Genomic DNA, 18,973 nt, shown 5'->3' on the forward strand with positions numbered 1-18,973 from the left:
CCGGCCACTTGACCGGGGCTTCATTCACATCACGCCGAAGCCTGACCTTCAGCCAGGAAGAACCAGGTTTCCAGTACGGAATCGGGGTTCAACGAAACGCTTTCAATGCCCTGCTCCATCAGCCACTTGGCCAGGTCCGGGTGGTCCGAAGGACCCTGACCGCAAATGCCGATGTACTTGCCAGCCTTGTTGCACGCGGCAATGGCGTTGGCCAGCAGCTTCTTGACCGCCGGATTACGCTCGTCGAACAGGTGCGCGATGATCCCGGAGTCACGGTCCAGGCCCAGCGTCAGCTGAGTCAGGTCGTTGGAACCAATCGAGAAGCCGTCGAAGAATTCGAGGAACTCTTCAGCGAGGATCGCGTTGGATGGCAGTTCGCACATCATGATGATGCGCAGACCGTTTTCGCCGCGAGCCAAACCGTTTTCGGCCAGCAGATCGATCACTTGGCTGGCTTCGCCCAGGGTACGGACGAACGGCACCATGATTTCGACGTTGGTCAGGCCCATCTCGTTGCGCACACGCTTGAGGGCGCGGCACTCGAGTTCGAAGCAGTCGCGGAACGATTCGCTGATGTAACGCGAAGCACCACGGAAGCCCAGCATCGGGTTTTCTTCTTCCGGCTCGTAGAGCTTGCCGCCGATCAGGTTCGCGTACTCGTTGGACTTGAAGTCCGACAGACGCACGATGACCTTTTTCGGCGTGAACGCTGCAGCCAGGGTGCTGATGCCTTCGACCAGTTTGTCGACGTAGAAGTCGACCGGGTCGTTGTAACCGGCGATGCGCTTGTCGACGCTGTCCTTGATGTCCTGCGGCAGGCCGTCGTAGTTCAACAGCGCTTTCGGGTGAACACCGATCATGCGGTTGATGATGAATTCCAGACGGGCCAGGCCCACACCGGCGTTCGGCAGTTGCGCGAAGTCGAAGGCGCGGTCCGGGTTGCCGACGTTCATCATGATCTTGAACGGCAGGTCCGGCATGGCATCGACGGAGTTTTTCTTGATGTCGAAGCCCAGTTCGCCTTCGAAGATGTAACCGGTGTCGCCTTCAGCACAGGAAACCGTCACGCCCTGGCCGTCTTTCAACAGCTGGGTGGCGTTGCCGCAACCGACCACTGCCGGGATGCCCAGTTCGCGAGCGATGATCGCCGCGTGGCAAGTACGACCGCCACGGTTGGTGACGATGGCGCTGGCGCGCTTCATGACCGGTTCCCAATCCGGGTCGGTCATGTCGGAAACCAGAACGTCGCCCGGCTGGACTTTGTCCATTTCGGACACGTCCTTGATGATGCGGACCTTGCCGGCGCCGATGCGCTGGCCGATGGCGCGACCTTCAACCAGCACAGTGCCGGTTTCTTTCAACAGGTAACGCTCCATGACGTTGGCCTGAGTGCGGCTCTTCACGGTTTCAGGGCGGGCCTGAACGATGTAGAGCTTGCCGTCGTCGCCGTCTTTGGCCCACTCGATGTCCATCGGGCACTTGTAGTGCTTCTCGATGATCATCGCTTGCTTGGCCAGTTCGCTGACTTCGGCATCGCTCAGGCAGAAACGAGCGCGATCCGCCTTGTCGACGTCGATGGTCTTGACCGATTTGCCGGCCGTGGCGACTTCGCCGTAGATCATCTTGATGGCTTTGCTGCCCAGGTTGCGGCGCAGGATAGCTGGACGACCAGCAGCCAGCGTGCCTTTGTGCACGTAGAACTCATCCGGGTTCACCGCGCCTTGTACGACGGTTTCACCCAGGCCGTAGGCGCCGGTGATGAACACGACGTCACGGAAGCCCGATTCGGTATCGAGGGTGAACATCACGCCGGCGGTGCCGGTCTCGGAGCGGACCATGCGCTGAACGCCGGCCGACAGAGCCACCAGCTTGTGGTCGAAGCCCTGGTGCACACGGTAGGAAATCGCACGGTCGTTAAACAGGGAAGCGAACACCTCTTTGGCGGCGCGAATGACGTTTTCGACACCACGGATGTTCAGGAAAGTTTCCTGCTGACCGGCGAAGGACGCGTCCGGCAAGTCTTCGGCGGTAGCGGAAGAGCGCACGGCCACGGCCATGTCAGGGTTGCCGGCCGACAGCGTGGCGAACGCAGTGCGGATCTCGGCGTTGAGCTTCTCGGGGAACTCGGCTTCCATGATCCATTGACGGATCTGGGCGCCCGTACGGGCCAGGGCGTTGACATCGTCGACATCCAGGGCGTCGAGGGCGGCGTGGATCTGATCGTTGAGGCCGCTCAGTTCCAGAAAATCACGATAAGCCTGAGCTGTCGTGGCGAAGCCACCGGGCACCGATACACCGGCACCTGCAAGGTTACTGATCATCTCGCCCAGGGATGCGTTCTTGCCCCCTACGTGCTCTACATCATGGACGCCGAGCTTATCGAGGGAAACTACGTACTCTACCAAGGTGATCTCTCCACTAACTGTGTTGGAAAAGCTCAGAAGCCGGCTGCTCAAAGGAGCGTTTGCCAGCTGTATGGCCTGGACCTGGAAAATAAGTGAGAATGCGGGCCACTGGCGGCCGACAAACCGCGCCTATCATATCCAAGATTCGTCATTAGCTTAAGGCCCAAGGTGCAAATGAAACGATCTGCTTTCTTTATTTCCGACGGTACCGGCATCACGGCCGAAACCCTGGGTCAAAGCCTCCTGGCGCAGTTCGAAAACATTACCTTTAGCAAATTCACGCGACCGTATATCGATAACGTGGATAAAGCGCGGGCCATGGTACAACAAATCAACAAAGCCGCTGAAACCGACGGCTTCCGGCCGATTATTTTCGACACCATCGTCAATCAGGACATCCGTGAGATCCTCGCAACCTCCAATGGTTTCATGATCGACATTTTCTCGACGTTCCTGGCACCGCTTGAGCAGGAATTGACCGAGCATTCTTCTTACACCGTGGGCAAATCCCACTCCATCGGCGCCAACACCAATTACATGGAACGCATCGAGGCGGTGAACTTCGCCCTCGACAACGACGATGGCGCCCGCACGCACTACTACGACAAAGCCGATTTGATCCTGGTCGGCGTGTCGCGTTGCGGCAAGACCCCGACCTGTCTGTACATGGCCATGCAATTCGGCATCCGCGCGGCCAACTACCCGCTGACCGAAGACGACATGGAACGCCTGACCCTGCCAAGCGCCCTGCGCGCCCATCAGCACAAGCTGTTTGGCCTGACCATCGACCCGGACCGCCTTACCGCGATCCGCAACGAGCGCAAGCCCAACAGCCGTTATTCAAGCTATGCCCAGTGCGAGTTTGAAGTGCGCGAGGTGGAAAACCTGTTCCGCCGCGAGAACATTGCTCACATCAATTCCACGCATTTTTCGGTGGAAGAGATTTCCGCGAAAATCCTTGTGGAAAAAGGGGTGGAGCGGCGGTTCAAGTAGTTCTGCGTCGCCTGTTATATCGCCATCGCGGGCAAGTCGAATCGTCGCACCGCCGCTCCCACAGGGAACGTATTCCAAATGTGGGAGCATGGCTTGCCCGCGATGAACGATCACACGGTCTCCTAGATAACAAATAAATCCACAAACCGGTTCACCGGTGTCGCTTCAAGCTTCTGCTGATCCTTGCACAACGCAAAAATCGCCTCACTTCGCTGCCCAGTGAATCGTGTCAGCAGGTTCGCCCTGAACTTGTCCTCCAGCAATGGAATGCCATCGACACGGCGCCGACGATGGCCGATCGGGTACTCCACCACCACGTTCTCGGTTCTGGAGCCATCCTTGAAAAACACCTGAATCGCATTGGTGATCGAGCGCTTGTCGGCTTCCAGGTATTCACGGGTGTAAACCGGGTTTTCGACGATGACCATTTTCTCGCGCAGCACGTCGATGATCGGATGCGCTTTGTGGAAGTCATCCTCGTAGTGCTCGGCCACCAGATTGCCGAAGGCCAGCGGCACAGCAGTCATGTACTGGATGCAGTGATCGCGATCGGCGGCGTTGGCCAACGGACCAACCTTGGAAATAATGCGAATCGCCGATTCGTGGGTGGTGATGACGATCCTGTCGATATCGTGCAGACGGTTTCGAACCTGCGGATGCAAGGTGACTGCCGCTTCGCATGCCGTTTGCGCATGGAACTCGGCGGGAAAACTGATCTTGAACAGCACGTTTTCCATCACATAACTGCCGTATGGCCGCGAGAAACTGAAAGCCTGTTTGTCTTCGGGCTTAAGCGCCAGGTCGTTGTTGGTGTGGCTGAACAATACGTCGTAAAAGCCCCACTGCTTGGCACTCAACACACCGGGAATGCCCATCTCGCCACGCATCGCAATGTCCGCGAGACGCACACCACGACTGGACGCATCTCCCGCCGCCCATGATTTGCGTGAGCCGGCATTCGGCGCATGGCGATAAGTGCGCAATGCCTGACCGTCAGCGAATGCGTGGGACAACGCCGAGAGCATCTGCTCGCGGTTGGCGCCCATCAGTTTGGCGGTGACGGCGGTCGAGGCGACTTTTACCAGGATGACGTGATCGAGACCGACGCGGTTGAAGGAGTTTTCCAGGGCGATTACGCCTTGAATCTCATGGGCCATGATCATTGCTTCGAGGACCACGCGAACCGTCAATGGCGCATCACCATTGGCCAGACGCTTTTGCGACAAGTGATCCGCCACCGCGAGAATGCCGCCGAGATTATCCGACGGATGACCCCATTCAGCCGCGAGCCAGGTGTCGTTGTAGTCGAGCCAGCGCACAATGCACCCGATGTCCCAGGCTGCCTTGACCGGATCGAGCCGGTAACTAGTCCCCGGCACCCGGGCGCCGAACGGCACGACCGTGCCTTCCACCAAGGGCCCCAAATGCTTGGTGCATTCGGGAAACCGCAGGGCCAGCAGGCCGCAACCCAAGGTATCGATTAGGCAGTTGCGCGCGGTATCCAGCGCCTCTTCTGACTCGATCTTGTAGTTGAGAACGTAATCGGCAATGTCCTGCAGGACCTTGTCGTAGTCGGGACGGTTGTTCAGGTCGACGTTGGCACTCATGTTCGATTCACTCTGCACGTGGCTCGTTGATGGGACCTCGGTTCAGGGCATTCTCAGTCAATGACAAATTCTTGTTATTGAAATGCGTCCCCTGTAGGAGCACGGCTTGCCGGCGATGACGATTTCAAAGACGCCATCGCCGGCAAGCCGTGCTCCTACAGGGGACGGTGTCGCTTAGAACGAGTCGCCCGGTACGCGGACAAACCCTTCCATCAATACCCGCGCGCTGCGGCTCATGATGGCTTTGTTCACGACCCACTCCCCGTTGACCTGACTGGCCTCGGCGCCAACGCGCAACGTGCCGGACGGATGGCCGAAGCGCACTGCATTGCGCTCAACACCGCCTGCCGCGAGGTTCACCAACGTGCCGGTAATTGCCGCTGCCGTGCCAATGGCTACAGCCGCTGTGCCCATCATCGCGTGGTGCAATTTACCCATCGACAATGCACGTACCAGCAGGTCGACATCACCCGCCGCAATTGCCTTGCCGCTGGACGACACGTAGTCCGCCGACTTGGCCACGAAGGCCACCTTAGGGGTGTGCTGACGCTTGGCCGCTTCGTCGAGGTTCGAGATCAGGCCCATGCGCAGTGCGCCATAAGCACGAATCGTCTCGAACATCGCCAGCGCTTTCGGATCGCTGTTGATCGCGCCCTGCAATTCGGTGCCGGTGTAACCGATGTCCTCGGCATTGACGAAAATCGTCGGGATGCCGGCATTGATCATGGTCGCCTTGAAGGTTCCGACACCGGGTACTTCGAGGTCGTCCACCAGGTTGCCGGTAGGGAACATCGAACCGCCGCCGCCCTCTTCTTCCGCCGCCGGGTCCATGAATTCGACCTGTACTTCGGCGGCCGGAAAGGTCACGCCATCAAGTTCGAAATCACCGGTTTCCTGCACTTCACCGTTGGTGATCGGCACATGAGCAATGATGGTCTTGCCAATGTTGGCTTGCCACACACGAACCACGGCCACGCCGTTGTACGGGATGCGGCTGGCGTCCACCAGACCATTGCTGATGGCAAACGAACCGACTGCCGCCGTCAGGTTGCCGCAGTTGCCGCTCCAGTCGACGAAAGGCTTGTCGATGGACACCTGACCAAACAGATAATCAACGTCGTGATCAGCCTTGAGACTTTTCGACAGGATCACAGTTTTGCTGGTGCTGGAGGTTGCGCCGCCCATGCCGTCGATTTGCTTATCGTACGGATCGGGGCTGCCGATCACGCGCAGCAACAAGGCATCGCGGGCCGGGCCAGGAATTTGTGCCACTTCGGGCAGGTCTTTCAGGCTGAAAAACACGCCTTTGCTGGTGCCGCCACGCATGTAGGTGGCAGGGATTTTGATCTGAGCTGCGTGAGCCATGTGCTCGTTACTCCTTACCTTGAAAACAGACACGGGACTTGAAGTCCCGTGTCCGTACAGCGTGTGTTAAACGGCGACTGCCGATTCTTCGAGGAAGTCCTGGGCAAAGCGTTGCAACACGCCGCCGGCCTCATAGATCGACACTTCTTCAGCGGTGTCGAGGCGGCAGGTCACCGGCACATCGACGCGTTCGCCGTTCTTGCGATGGATCACCAGCGTCAGCTCGGCGCGCGGTGTGCGCTCGCCGATCACGTCGTAGGTTTCACTGCCGTCGATGGCCAGAGTGTGACGGTTGGTGCCGGCTTTGAATTCCAGCGGCAACACGCCCATGCCCACCAGGTTGGTGCGGTGAATGCGCTCGAAACCTTCAGCGGCAATCGCTTCCACACCCGCCAGACGCACGCCCTTCGCCGCCCAGTCGCGGGACGAACCCTGACCGTAGTCGGCGCCGGCAATGATGATCAGCGGCTGCTTGCGTTCCATGTAGGTTTCGATGGCTTCCCACATGCGCATCACTTTGCCTTCCGGCTCGACCCGTGCCAGCGAACCCTGCTTGACCTTGCCGTTTTCCAGAACCATTTCGTTGAACAGTTTCGGGTTGGCGAAGGTGGCACGCTGCGCAGTTAAATGGTCGCCCCTATGAGTCGCGTAAGAGTTGAAGTCCTCTTCCGGCAGGCCCATTTTCGCCAGGTATTCACCGGCGGCGCTGTCCAGCATGATCGCGTTCGACGGCGACAGGTGATCGGTGGTGATGTTGTCCGGCAGCACTGCCAACGGGCGCATGCCCTTGAGCGGACGTGCCCCGGCCAGCGCGCCTTCCCAGTACGGCGGACGGCGGATGTAGGTGCTCATCTCGCGCCAGTCGTACAGTGGCGCAACTTTCGGGCCGGTGTCTTCGTGGATGGCGAACATCGGGATGTAGACCTGACGGAACTGCTCCGGCTTCACCGATGCCTTGACCACGGCGTCGATTTCTTCGTCGCTCGGCCAGATGTCTTTCAGGCGGATTTCCTTGCCATCGACCACAGCCAGCACATCTTTTTCGATGTCGAAACGGATGGTCCCGGCGATGGCATAAGCAACCACCAGCGGCGGCGAGGCGAGGAACGCTTGCTTGGCGTACGGGTGGATCCGGCCGTCGAAGTTGCGGTTGCCGGACAGTACAGCGGTGGCGTACAGGTCACGGTCGATGATTTCTTGCTGGATCACTGGGTCCAGTGCGCCGGACATACCGTTGCAGGTGGTGCAGGCGAAGGCGACGACGCCGAAGCCCAGCTGTTCCAGTTCGTCGGTCAGACCGGCTTCATCCAGGTACAGCGCGACGGTTTTCGAACCTGGTGCCAGGGACGATTTCACCCATGGCTTGCGGGTCAAGCCGAGTTTGTTGGCATTGCGCGCCAGCAGGCCGGCAGCGATGACGTTGCGCGGGTTGCTGGTGTTGGTGCAGCTGGTGATGGCAGCGATGATCACGGCGCCGTCGGGCATTTGGCCAGGCACGTCGTCCCACTGACCGGAGATGCCTTTGGCGGCCAAATCGGAAACTGCCACGCGGGCGTGCGGGTTGCTCGGGCCGGCCATGTTGCGCACGACCGTGGACAAGTCGAAGGTCAAGCCGCGCTCGTATTGCGCGCCCTTCAGGCTGTCGGCCCACAGGCCGGTGGTCTTGGCGTAGTTCTCGACCAGTTGCACCTGATCATCTTCACGGCCAGTGAGCTTGAGGTAGTCGATGGTCTGCTGGTCGATGTAGAACATCGCAGCCGTGGCGCCGTATTCCGGGGCCATGTTGGAAATGGTTGCGCGGTCGCCCAGGGTCAGCGCGGCAGCGCCTTCACCGAAGAACTCCAGCCATGCGCCAACCACTTTTTGCTGGCGCAGGAACTCGGTCAACGCCAGCACCATGTCGGTGGCGGTGATGCCCGGTTGCAGCTTGCCGGTCAATTCAACACCGACGCTTTCTGGCAGACGCATCCAGGAGGCACGCCCGAGCATTACGCTCTCGGCTTCGAGACCACCGACGCCGATGGCGATCACGCCCAGCGCATCAACGTGCGGGGTGTGGCTGTCGGTGCCGACGCAGGTGTCGGGGAACGCCACGCCGTCACGCACCTGGATCACCGGAGACATTTTCTCCAGGTTGATCTGGTGCATGATGCCGTTGCCTGGCGGGATCACGTCGACGTTCTTGAACGCCTTCTTGGTCCAGTTGATGAAGTGGAAACGGTCTTCGTTACGACGGTCTTCGATGGCGCGGTTCTTCTCGAACGCGTCCGGATCAAAACCACCACGCTCGACGGCCAGGGAGTGGTCGACGATCAATTGGGTCGGCACCACCGGGTTCACTTGCGCAGGATCGCCGCCTTGCAGGGCGATGGCGTCACGCAGGCCGGCGAGGTCGACGAGTGCGGTCTGGCCGAGAATGTCGTGGCACACCACGCGGGCCGGGAACCACGGGAAGTCGAGGTCGCGCTTGCGTTCGATGAATTGCTTCAGGGATTCGGTGAGCGTGGCCGGGTCGCAGCGACGCACAAGGTTTTCCGCCAGCACGCGCGAGGTGTACGGCAGGGTGTCGTAGGCGCCAGGGGCAATGGCTTCGACTGCCGCGCGGACGTCGAAGTAATCCAGATGGCTGCCGGGCAGCGATTTACGAAATTTTGTGTTCATCGTCAGGACTCGGTCACGGTAATTACAAAGGGTGGGGCCTGGTAGCGGTACTGAATTGAAACGGACCTCTGTAGGAGCTGGCTTGCCAGCGAATGCGGTGTATCAGTCAACATGAAGGTTGAATGACAAATCGTCTTCGCTGGCAAGCCAGCTCCTACAGGGTCACCGGTTCATTCAGTGACCTGTGCAGGCATCCCCACCATTCAGCGTTGTTCGATTGGCACGAACTTGCGCTGTTCGACGCCGGTGTACTCGGCGCTCGGGCGGATGATGCGGTTGTTGGCACGTTGTTCGAACACGTGGGCAGCCCAACCGGTCAGGCGCGAGCAGACGAAAATCGGTGTGAACAATTTGGTGGGAATGCCCATGAAGTGGTACGCCGAGGCATGGTAGAAGTCGGCGTTCGGGAACAGTTTCTTTTGCTCCCACATGGTCTTGTCGATGGCTTCGGAGACCGGGAACAACACCTTGTCACCCACTTCGTCAGCGAGTTTTTTCGACCAGCCCTTGATCACTTCGTTGCGCGGATCGTTGTCCTTATAGATCGCGTGACCGAAGCCCATGATCTTGTCTTTACGCTCGAGCATGCCGAGGGTGCCTTCGATCGCCGCTTCTGGCGAGCTGAAGCGCTCGATCATTTCCATCGCTGCTTCGTTGGCGCCGCCGTGCAGCGGGCCACGCAGCGAGCCGATCGCGGCGGTGATGCAGGAAAACAGATCCGACAGGGTGGACGCACAAACACGCGCGGTGAACGTCGACGCGTTGAACTCGTGCTCTGCGTAAAGGATCAACGAAACGTTCATCACCTTGACGTGCAACTCGCTCGGCTTTTCACCGTGCAGCAGGTGCAGGAAATGGCCACCGATAGACTGCTCGTCAGTCACGCAGCTGATGCGCTTGCCGTCATGGCTGAAGCGATACCAGTAGGTCATGATTGCTGGGAACGCGGCCAGCAGACGGTCGGTTTTGTCGTGCTGCTCGGAGAAATTGTTCTCCGGTTCCAGGTTACCCAGGAACGAGCAGCCGGTACGCATCACGTCCATCGGGTGGGCGTCGGCGGGGATGCGTTCCAGCACTTCTTTCAAGGCTTGCGGCAGGTCACGCAGCTTGCTCAGTTTGCTGACGTAGGCGTCCAGTTGCGCTTTGGTCGGCAGTTCGCCGTACAGCAGCAGGTAGGCGACTTCTTCGAACTGAGCGTCAGCCGCCAGTTCACGAACGTCGTAGCCACGATAGGTCAGGCCTGCGCCCGATTGGCCCACGGTGGACAGTGCGGTTTGCCCGGCAACCTGGCCACGGAGCCCGGCGCCACTGAGTACTTTTGCTTCGGCCATTGCTGTCTCCAGAATTCTTGAATTTGTTAGGGAGTTGTTCGACTTACTTCTTCGCAGCAAACAACGCATCGAGCTTCTGCTCGAAGGTGTGGTAGTCGATGCGATCGTAAAGCTCCATGCGTGTCTGCATGGTGTCGATAACGTTCTGTTGCGTGCCGTCGCGACGGATCGCGGTGTAAACGTTTTCCGCGGCTTTGTTCATTGCGCGGAAAGCGGACAGCGGGTACAGCACCAGCGATACATCGGCACCGGCCAGTTGCTCGGTGGTGTACAGCGGGGTCGCACCGAATTCGGTGATGTTGGCCAGGATCGGCGCTTTCACGCGGCTGGCGAACAGCTTGTACATGTCCAGTTCGGTGATGGCTTCCGGGAAGATCATGTCGGCGCCAGCCTCGATGCACGCAGCAGCGCGATCCAGGGCAGATTCCAGGCCTTCGACTGCCAAGGCGTCGGTGCGAGCCATGATCACGAAGCTGTCATCAGTACGCGCATCCACTGCGGCTTTGATGCGGTCGACCATTTCCTGCAACGAAACGATTTCTTTATTAGGACGGTGGCCGCAACGCTTTGCGCCGACCTGGTCTTCGATGTGAACGGCGGCAGCGCCGAACTTGATCATCGACTTCACGGTACGAGCGACGTTGAACGCCGAGGAACCGAAACCGGTGTCCACATCCACCAGCAGCGGCAAGTCGCAGACGTCGGTGATACGACGCACGTCGGTCAGTACGTCATCCAGGCCAGTGATGCCCAGGTCCGGCACGCCGAGGGAGCCGGCAGCCACCCCGCCACCCGACAGGTAAATCGCCTTGAAACCGGCGCGCTTGGCCAGCAACGCGTGGTTGGCGTTGATCGCGCCGACCACTTGCAATGGATGCTCGCTGGCGACCGCATCGCGGAAACGCTGGCCTGGAGTGCTCTTGTTCAAACTCATGACTCACCTCGTTTGGCTGTCGGGTTAGCGCCGTCCTGGTAATGACGGGCGATATTACGTTTGGAGGCGCCGATGTGACGGCGCATCAACAACTCGGCCAGTTCACCGTCACGGTCGGCGATGGCATCGAGAATTCGGTGGTGCTCGGCAAATGCCTGGTGCGGGCGATTGGGTACGGTGGAAAACTGGATGCGGTACATGCGCACCAGTTGATAGAGCTCGCCGCAGAGCATTTGGGTCAGCGTGCGGTTGCCGCTGCCCTGGATGATCCGGTAGTGGAAGTCGAAATCGCCTTCCTGCTGGTAGTAGCCTCGTCCGGCCTGAAACGCCTCATCGCGCTCGTGGGTTTCGAGGACGCGGCGCAGTTCGTCGATTTCTTCGAGGGTCATGCGCTCGGCGGCCAGACGGCAGGCCATGCCTTCAAGGGACTCACGGATTTCGTAGAGTTCCAGCAACTCGGCATGGTTCAGCGAAACCACTCGTGCCCCAACATGCGGCACGCGCACCAGCAGACGCTGGCCTTCCAGGCGATGGATCGCTTCACGCAGCGGCCCGCGGCTGATGCCATAGGTGCGCGCCAGCTCCGGCTCGGAGATCTTGCTGCCCGGGGCGATCTCGCCCTTGACGATGGCCGCTTGAATACGCCGAAAGACGTTTTCGGAAAGTGTCTCCGAATCGTCTTGGGTAGTGAGCGGGGGATCCAGTTGATCCAACATATTGTCGACACCTTGAAAGCTGATGCCGCAAAAACTAGCGAAAACAGGCCGCGCAGTCAAAGGTTAATTCGATATTGTCGACAATCGTCTAATAACCGACCGCACCATAACAAAGCAGCACAATGGTTTATAGCCGCCTGCCAGCGCTGGCGCCATCAAACCACCGTGCTAGAATGCCGCCCGCATTTGTTTGTGGCATCTGCACTGCTTGTCATAAATAGCTGACAGGCATACGAGGGAGCTTGTGCAGCAATGCCAGGGCCTTGAATCGAAGTACGGACCGCTGCGCGCCAGGATTTATGAGACTCAAGCCCTTCCCGACATTCCTTTATCTACTTTGCCTGCCCGGTTTTGCCGCGGCAGGGGAAAAGACGGTGTACGGCCTTAACGAGTACGCGTCCCTGGATGGCATCAACCTTGAAGTCGCGGCCAAACTCGACACCGGAGCGAAGACCGCTTCTCTGAGTGCCCGCGACATCAAACGCTTCAAACGCAATGGCGAGTCCTGGGTGCGCTTTTACCTGGCTATCGACGCCGCTCATTCGCACCCGATCGAACGCCCACTGGCCCGTGTCAGCAAGATCAAGCGCCGGGCCGGTGACTACGACCCGGAAGAAGGCAAGAAGTACACGGCCCGCCCGGTGATCGAGCTGGACATTTGCATGGGTTCGGCTTTGCGCAGCATCGAAGTGAACCTGACCGACCGCAGCGCTTTCCAATACCCGTTGTTGATCGGCTCCGAAGCGCTCAAACGCTTCGACGCGCTGGTCGACCCCAGTCTTAAATACGCTGCTGGCAAACCCGCCTGCGCCACCGACGCTCATACCGCAGAGTAATTCCAATGCGCTCTCTTAACCTCCATCTGAAAATGCTGATCGCCATCCTGGTGGTGCTGGGCATTTCAGTTACGGCCTATCAGATCTTCGTGCTCGGCATTCCCGTGACCGAAGACGCCACCGACGACTTGTGGAACATCGACGCCAAGGTCGAGTTCGTCGCCAGTGCCAAAGACCCGGTCAAGATCCAGATGTTCGTGCCGCCGCTGAGCCGCGACTTCGTCAGTCTCAACGAGAGCTTCATCTCCAATAATTACGGTGTGGCGGTGAACCGTGTCGACGGCAACCGCAAGGTCACCTGGTCGGCGCGCCGGGCCAAGGGCAACCAGACACTGTATTACCGCCTGGTGCTGACCAAGCGCTACTCCGGCGAAAAATCCAAAGTCAAAGGCCCGACCTTCCGCGACAGCATCGCCGTCGAAGGCCCGGAAAAAATCGCCGCCGAAGCCCTGCTCGCGCCGATTCGCCAGCACTCGGCCGACGTCGAAACGTTCATTGGTGAGGCGATCAAGCGGGTCAACAACCTCAGCGACGACAATGTGAAACTGCTGCTGGCTGGAGATCCGTCCAGCGCGAACAAAGCCAAAATCGTCGAGCTGGTACTGTCCATCGCCCACGTGCCGGTGGAAAAGGTCCACACCATTCGTCTGGTGGCCGATCAGCCGCAAGTACCTGAATTGTGGCTGCGCAGCTTCAACGGCACCGACTGGCTGTACTTCAACCCGGAATCCGGGGAACAAGGCCTGCCGACCGACCGCTTGCTGTGGTGGACCGGCGACGAAAACCTGATCACGGTCGATGGCGGCAAAAAAGCCAACGTGACTTTCAGCCTGAACAACAGCGAAATGAACGCCATTCGCCTGGCCAAGCTGACCGATGAAAACACCGACGCCAACTTCCTCGAATACTCGCTGTATGGCTTGCCGCTGCAAACCCAGCAGACGTTCATGATCATGGTGATGATCCCGATTGGCGTGCTAGTGATTCTGATCCTGCGCAACCTGATAGGCATTCAGACACTCGGCACCTTTACCCCGGTGCTGATCGCCCTCGCCTTCCGTGAAACCCAACTCGGCTTCGGCATCGTGCTGTTTACGATCATCACAGCGCTGGGGCTCTCGCTGCGTTCCTACCTGGAACACCTGAAGCTGCAAATGCTGCCGAGGCTGTCGGTGGTGCTGACTTTCGTGGTGGTGCTGATCGCGACCATCAGCCTGCTCAGCCATAAACTCGGCCTGGAACGCGGGCTGTCGGTGGCGCTGTTCCCGATGGTGATCCTGACCATGACCATCGAACGCCTGTCGATTACCTGGGAAGAACGCGGCTCGGGCCATGCCATGAAAGTGGCTGTCGGCACCCTGTTCGCCGCCTCCCTGGCGCACTTGATCATGACCGTGCCGGAGCTGGTGTACTTCGTGTTCACCTTCCCGGCGATCCTGCTGATCCTGGTGGCCTTCATGCTGGCGATGGGTCGCTATCGCGGTTACCGCCTGACCGAACTGGTGCGCTTCAAGGCGTTCCTGAAGAAGGCTGACGCCTGATGTTCGGTTTCTGGAAGACCTGGAAGGCCCTGGAAGCCCGGGGCATCATGGGTATCAATCGGCGCAATGCAGACTACGTGCTCAAGTACAACAAGCGCAGCCTGTACCCGATTGTCGATGACAAGATCATCACCAAGGAGCGCGCCATTGCTGCCGGCATTCATGTGCCGGAATTGTATGGCGTGATTTCTACCGAGAAAGAAATCGACAACCTCGACGAGATCATCGGCGGGCGCACCGACTTCGTGATCAAACCGGCCCAGGGCGCGGGCGGTGACGGCATCATTGTGATTGTCGACCGTTTCGAGGGCCGCTACCGCACGGTGTCTGGCAAGATCATCAGTCATGAGGAAATCGAGCACCATGTCTCCAGCATCCTCACCGGCCTGTATTCCTTGGGCGGGCACCGCGACCGCGCGCTGATCGAATACCGGGTGATCCCGGACCAGATCTTCAAGAGCATCAGCTATGAAGGCGTGCCGGACATTCGCATCATCGTGCTGATGGGCTACCCGGTGATGGCCATGTTACGCCTGCCGACCCGGCAATCCGGCGGCAAGGCCAACCTGCACCAAGGCGCGATCGGCGTCGGCGTCGACCTCGCGACCGGCGAGACACTGCGCGGTACGTGGCTGAACAACATCATCACCAAACACCCGGACACCACCAACGCCGTGGACGGCGTGCAACTGCCCTACTGGGACGGTTTCATGAAACTCGCTGCCGGCTGTTATGAGCTGTGCGGATTAGGTTACATCGGCGTTGATATGGTCCTGGACCAGGAAAAAGGCCCGCTGATCCTTGAGCTCAATGCCCGGCCGGGGTTGAACATTCAGATCGCCAACGATTGCGGCCTGACCTTGCGCACGCACGCGGTCGAAGCGCGTCTGGAAGAATTGAAGGCTCGCGGGATTACCGAGAAGGTGAAGGAGCGAGTGGAATTTGCGCAGGAGATGTTTGGGCATATTCCGGTGGTTGAAGTCTGATCCGGGACCGAGTCGCCACCATCGCGAGCAAGCTCGGCTCCTACAAGGATTGCGCAAATCCTGTAGGAGCCGAGCTTGCTCGCGATGGCGGATTTCCAGCCGATACAACACTCTACCCGTCCCCCAACCTGCCAATCCCCGACATCTCCTCTAGGAGCAAATCCTGCAGAGGACTACAATCGCCACCCCGCCTCGATGGCTGATCCGTCCCGCCCATGTTGACCTGTTCCGTACATCCACTCCCTTATCGCGCCAACCCCGCCGAGTACTTCGCGGCGATTCGTCATGCCCCCGGTGCCGTGCTGCTCGACAGTGGCCGGCCGAGTGCCGAACGTGGCCGTTTTGATCTGCTCAGCGCCTGGCCGCTGGAGCAATTGGCGGTGCTGCCTGACGAAAGCGGCAGCGATTTCCTGCAACGCCTGCGCGACCATCTGACACGACTCGGTGAAGCGGCTGTTCCTCATGAACTGCCCTTCGCCGGCGGCCTGATCGGTTATCTGAGCTACGACTTCGGTCGGCACCTGGAGCATCTGCCGAGCCAGGCGCAAGACGATCTGCACTTACCCGACGCGCGTTTCGGGTTGTATGACTGGGCCTTGATCAGCGATCACCACGTGAAGACCAGTCAACTGGTGTTTCACCCGTCGTTGATCGAAAGCGAACGCCAGCGTCTGATCACGCTATTCAGTCAGCCGACCGCTGAAGCTGTTGAACCCTTCACACTGAAAGCGCCGATGAAGGCCGATCTGAGCGCCGACGAGTATCGACGGGCGCTGGAACGTATTCAAAACTACATCCAGGCCGGCGATTGCTACCAGGTCAATTTCGCCCAACGCTTCCGCGCTGAGTGCCAAGGCGATCCATGGGCGGCGTATGTCGCCCTGCGAGCCGCGTGCCCGACACCCTTTTCCGGTTTCCAGAGCCTGCCCGATGGCGGCGCGGTGCTGAGCCTTTCCCCGGAGCGCTTCGTCAAAGTCAGCGAGCGTCATGTGGAAACCCGCCCAATCAAAGGCACCCGCCCGCGCGGCCTGACCGCAGCCGAAGATGCCGCGAACGCCGCCGAACTGCTGGCCAGCCCCAAGGACCGCGCGGAAAATTTGATGATTGTCGACCTGCTGCGCAATGACTTGGGCCGTACCTGCCGCATCGGCTCGGTGCGGGTGCCGGAGTTGTTCAGCCTGGAAAGCTATCCGAACGTGCATCACCTGGTGAGCAGCGTGACCGGTGAACTGGCGGATGAGCGGGATGCGCTGGACCTGATCGCCGGCAGCTTCCCCGGCGGCTCGATCACCGGCGCACCGAAGATTCGTGCGATGCAGATCATTGATGAGCTGGAGCCGACCCGGCGCGGCTTGTACTGCGGGTCACTGCTGTATCTGGATGTGCGCGGCGAGATGGACAGTTCCATCGCGATTCGCAGCTTGCTGGTCAAGGATGGGCAGGTGTGTTGCTGGGGTGGCGGCGGGATTGTCGCCGATTCCGAATGGCAGGCTGAGTACCAGGAATCGATTACCAAGGTAAAGGTACTGCTCGATACCCTGCAGAACCTTTAAAAGCATCGCGGGCAAGCCTTGCTCCTACGGGTTTTGAGTCGTTCCGATTTCCGGCGTACGACACAAAACCTGTAGGAGCAAGGCTTGCCCGCGATGGCGTCCTCGAAAACGATTACAGACCCAATGCCCGATTCGAAGCCTTGATAAACTCCTGCTTCAGCTCTTCAAATGTGTGCACCGCCGGAAACTGCGGGAACTCGCGGATCACATTGTCCGGCGCATGGAACAGAATCCCGGCATCCGCCTCACCCAGCATCGTGGTGTCATTGTAAGAATCCCCCGCCGCAATCACCCGGTAGTAAAGGCTCTTGAAGGCCAAAACCGACTGACGCTTGGGATCTTTCTGACGCAACTGATAGCTGGTCACCCGACCCGAATCGTCGGTAATCAGACGATGGCAGAGCAAGGTCGGGAAGCCCAGTTGACGCATCAGCGGCTGGGAAAACTCGTAGAACGTGTCTGACAGAATCACCACCTGAAAACGCTCACGCAGCCAATTGACGAACTCAATGGCGCCATCGAGCGGCTTGAGCGTGGCAATCACTTCTTGAATGTCGGTGAGTTTCAAGCCGTGTTCGTCGAGGATTCGCAGACGTTGCTTCATCAGCACGTCGTAATCGGGAATGTCCCGAGTGGTGGCCCGGAGCGATTCGATCCCGGTTTTTTCGGCGAAAGCGATCCAGATTTCCGGGACCAGTACACCTTCAAGATCCAGACAGGCAATTTCCACAAGACACTCCCATTTGTATTGATTATTGAGTCGAGCGAGTAAAAAGACTGCCGAACTCTAGCGATTCAGACTGACCGGCGCAACGCAGAGGGCGCGCCAGCGACTGCAGGATTTTGTTACCATCAGGACCATATAGAGCGCCCAGCGCCACCGACCTGTAGGAAGCCGCCCTGATGAGCCCAACGTTCGACGTCGTGGAACTCGCCACGACCTATGCCAATAAATCTGCGCAGGACATTCTGAAACTCGCGTTTGCCGAGTTTGGCGATGACCTGTGGATATCTTTCAGCGGCGCCGAAGACGTGGTGCTGGTAGACATGGCCTGGAAACTGAACAAGAACGTCAAAGTGTTCAGCCTCGACACCGGCCGCTTGCACCCGGAAACCTACCGTTTCATCGATCAGGTGCGCGAGCACTACAAGATCGACATCGAACTGGTGTCACCGGACCACACGAAACTTGAACCGTTCGTGAAGGAAAAAGGCCTGTTCAGTTTCTACAAGGACGGCCATGGCGAATGCTGCGGTATCCGCAAGATAGAGCCGCTGCGCCGCAAGTTATCCGGCGTAACCGCCTGGGCCACCGGTCAGCGCCGTGACCAGAGCCCCGGCACCCGCAGCGCCGTCGCCGTGCTGGAAATCGACACCGCGTTCTCTACCCCCGAGCGCACCCTGTACAAATTCAACCCGTTGGCGCAAATGACCAGCGAAGAGATCTGGGGCTACATCCGCATGCTGGAGCTGCCGTACAACAGCCTGCACGAGCGCGGGTTCATCAGCATTGGCTGCGAACCCTGCACCCGGCCAGTGCTGCCGAATCAGCATGAGCGCGAAGGTCGCTGGTGGTGGGAAGAGGCGACGCAGAAAGAATGCGGGTTGCATGCCGGGAACATCATCAGTAAATCCAAGGCATAACCTGTAGGAGCCGAGCTTGCTCGCGATTGAGGACTGCCATTCAACCTCTATTTTGACTGTTAGACCGCTATCGCGAGCAAGCTCGGCTCCTACAGGATCGTGACTGGCTTTAGAAATGTGTACACACGAATGTCACCATAGGTGCCATTTGTGTGTGCACTTTTTGTTTCTACGCCCCAAAAAGTTACACCCTCTTCTTCAGACTTCCTCAGTCGATCATCCCCGCAATTCCCATCGAAAAATAAATAGCTGTTCAATCGGTCAATTTATATCGTCTTTTTTTCAATTACTTACTGGAAACCGATAACAAAACGAAATTACTGAAGGTTTTCATAGATCCCTGGCTGGCATGGATCTGGCTTCAGTGCATACATGTTTTGTATACAATCACATCAAAACAT

14 protein-coding genes are annotated in these 18,973 nt (G+C 58.9%); 6 read left to right on the forward strand and 8 right to left on the reverse strand.

Translation table 11 applies throughout. The features are described 5' to 3' along the window. Positions 1-29: 29 nt before the first annotated feature. Positions 30-2,405 carry a phosphoenolpyruvate synthase gene (gene ppsA / locus KGB06_RS14205; protein WP_007944516.1) on the reverse strand — a complete coding sequence of 792 codons (2,376 nt, stop codon included), beginning with the start codon at positions 2,403-2,405 and terminating at the stop codon, positions 30-32. Between the two features lie 174 nt (positions 2,406-2,579). Between ppsA and KGB06_RS14210 the strand changes: the two genes are divergently transcribed. After that, positions 2,580-3,398, forward strand: coding sequence for a pyruvate, water dikinase regulatory protein (locus tag KGB06_RS14210; protein WP_223516734.1), 819 nt, complete (start codon positions 2,580-2,582; stop codon positions 3,396-3,398). A 122-nt stretch (positions 3,399-3,520) separates the two neighbouring features. Here KGB06_RS14210 and prpD read toward each other — a convergent pair whose 3' ends face one another. From prpD to KGB06_RS14240, 6 genes are all read right to left on the reverse strand, one after another. Then, entirely contained in the window at positions 3,521-5,005 is a 1,485-nt protein-coding gene (gene prpD / locus KGB06_RS14215; RefSeq protein ID WP_223516736.1) for a 2-methylcitrate dehydratase, read from the reverse strand. Between the two features lie 174 nt (positions 5,006-5,179). Continuing rightward, positions 5,180-6,370, reverse strand: coding sequence for a 2-methylaconitate cis-trans isomerase PrpF (gene prpF, locus KGB06_RS14220; RefSeq protein WP_223516738.1), 1,191 nt, complete (start codon positions 6,368-6,370; stop codon positions 5,180-5,182). A 66-nt stretch (positions 6,371-6,436) separates the two neighbouring features. Continuing rightward, complete coding sequence (gene acnD / locus KGB06_RS14225; protein ID WP_223516746.1) at positions 6,437-9,031, reverse strand: Fe/S-dependent 2-methylisocitrate dehydratase AcnD; 2,595 nt, start codon at positions 9,029-9,031, stop codon at positions 6,437-6,439. A 203-nt stretch (positions 9,032-9,234) separates the two neighbouring features. Next, entirely contained in the window at positions 9,235-10,362 is a 1,128-nt protein-coding gene (gene prpC / locus KGB06_RS14230) for a 2-methylcitrate synthase (protein WP_223516748.1), read from the reverse strand. A 43-nt stretch (positions 10,363-10,405) separates the two neighbouring features. Further along, the gene (gene prpB / locus KGB06_RS14235) at positions 10,406-11,296 is read right to left on the reverse strand and encodes a methylisocitrate lyase (RefSeq protein WP_027922545.1); all 891 of its coding nucleotides are present in this window, start codon (positions 11,294-11,296) and stop codon (positions 10,406-10,408) included. Next, the gene (locus KGB06_RS14240) at positions 11,293-12,009 is read right to left on the reverse strand and encodes a GntR family transcriptional regulator (RefSeq protein ID WP_404942948.1); all 717 of its coding nucleotides are present in this window, start codon (positions 12,007-12,009) and stop codon (positions 11,293-11,295) included. Before KGB06_RS14240 ends, prpB begins: the two co-directional genes overlap by 4 nt. A gap of 302 nt (positions 12,010-12,311) precedes the next feature. Here KGB06_RS14240 and KGB06_RS14245 point away from each other — a divergent pair, with 302 nt between their 5' ends. The 4 genes from KGB06_RS14245 (at position 12,312) to pabB (ending at position 16,928) form a co-directional block, all read left to right on the forward strand. Beyond that, a complete protein-coding gene (locus KGB06_RS14245) occupies positions 12,312-12,848 on the forward strand; it encodes an ATP-dependent zinc protease (protein WP_223516750.1) in 537 nt (178 codons plus the stop codon). A 5-nt stretch (positions 12,849-12,853) separates the two neighbouring features. Further along, entirely contained in the window at positions 12,854-14,389 is a 1,536-nt protein-coding gene (locus tag KGB06_RS14250; RefSeq protein WP_223516752.1) for an inactive transglutaminase family protein, read from the forward strand. Beyond that, on the forward strand, positions 14,389-15,375 hold the full coding sequence (locus tag KGB06_RS14255; protein WP_223516753.1) for an alpha-L-glutamate ligase-like protein: 987 nt from the start codon (positions 14,389-14,391) through the stop codon (positions 15,373-15,375). The genes KGB06_RS14250 and KGB06_RS14255 overlap by 1 nt, the downstream gene beginning before the upstream one ends. Positions 15,376-15,590: 215 nt before the next feature. Then, positions 15,591-16,928 carry an aminodeoxychorismate synthase component I gene (gene pabB, locus KGB06_RS14260; protein WP_223516755.1) on the forward strand — a complete coding sequence of 446 codons (1,338 nt, stop codon included), beginning with the start codon at positions 15,591-15,593 and terminating at the stop codon, positions 16,926-16,928. Between the two features lie 112 nt (positions 16,929-17,040). Here the strand turns inward: pabB and thrH are convergent, their stop codons facing one another. Then, positions 17,041-17,658 carry a bifunctional phosphoserine phosphatase/homoserine phosphotransferase ThrH gene (gene thrH / locus KGB06_RS14265; protein WP_223516757.1) on the reverse strand — a complete coding sequence of 206 codons (618 nt, stop codon included), beginning with the start codon at positions 17,656-17,658 and terminating at the stop codon, positions 17,041-17,043. A gap of 173 nt (positions 17,659-17,831) precedes the next feature. Here thrH and KGB06_RS14270 point away from each other — a divergent pair, with 173 nt between their 5' ends. After that, positions 17,832-18,572, forward strand: coding sequence for a phosphoadenylyl-sulfate reductase (locus KGB06_RS14270; RefSeq protein WP_223516759.1), 741 nt, complete (start codon positions 17,832-17,834; stop codon positions 18,570-18,572). Positions 18,573-18,973 lie beyond the last annotated feature (401 nt).

It is taken from the genome of Pseudomonas sp. GL-B-19 (assembly GCF_019956415.1).
In the GTDB taxonomy this organism is placed as follows: Bacteria; Pseudomonadota; Gammaproteobacteria; order Pseudomonadales; family Pseudomonadaceae; genus Aquipseudomonas.

Coding starts and splice junctions, on each gene's coding strand:
- KGB06_RS14210 (WP_223516734.1), top strand. CDS start 2,580: ATGAAACGATCTGCTTTCTTTATTTCCGACGGTACCGGCATCACGGCC.
- prpD (WP_223516736.1), bottom strand. CDS start 5,005: ATGAGTGCCAACGTCGACCTGAACAACCGTCCCGACTACGACAAGGTC.
- prpF (WP_223516738.1), bottom strand. CDS start 6,370: ATGGCTCACGCAGCTCAGATCAAAATCCCTGCCACCTACATGCGTGGC.
- acnD (WP_223516746.1), bottom strand. CDS start 9,031: ATGAACACAAAATTTCGTAAATCGCTGCCCGGCAGCCATCTGGATTAC.
- prpC (WP_223516748.1), bottom strand. CDS start 10,362: ATGGCCGAAGCAAAAGTACTCAGTGGCGCCGGGCTCCGTGGCCAGGTT.
- prpB (WP_027922545.1), bottom strand. CDS start 11,296: ATGAGTTTGAACAAGAGCACTCCAGGCCAGCGTTTCCGCGATGCGGTC.
- KGB06_RS14245 (WP_223516750.1), top strand. CDS start 12,312: ATGAGACTCAAGCCCTTCCCGACATTCCTTTATCTACTTTGCCTGCCC.
- KGB06_RS14250 (WP_223516752.1), top strand. CDS start 12,854: ATGCGCTCTCTTAACCTCCATCTGAAAATGCTGATCGCCATCCTGGTG.
- KGB06_RS14255 (WP_223516753.1), top strand. CDS start 14,389: ATGTTCGGTTTCTGGAAGACCTGGAAGGCCCTGGAAGCCCGGGGCATC.
- pabB (WP_223516755.1), top strand. CDS start 15,591: ATGTTGACCTGTTCCGTACATCCACTCCCTTATCGCGCCAACCCCGCC.
- KGB06_RS14270 (WP_223516759.1), top strand. CDS start 17,832: ATGAGCCCAACGTTCGACGTCGTGGAACTCGCCACGACCTATGCCAAT.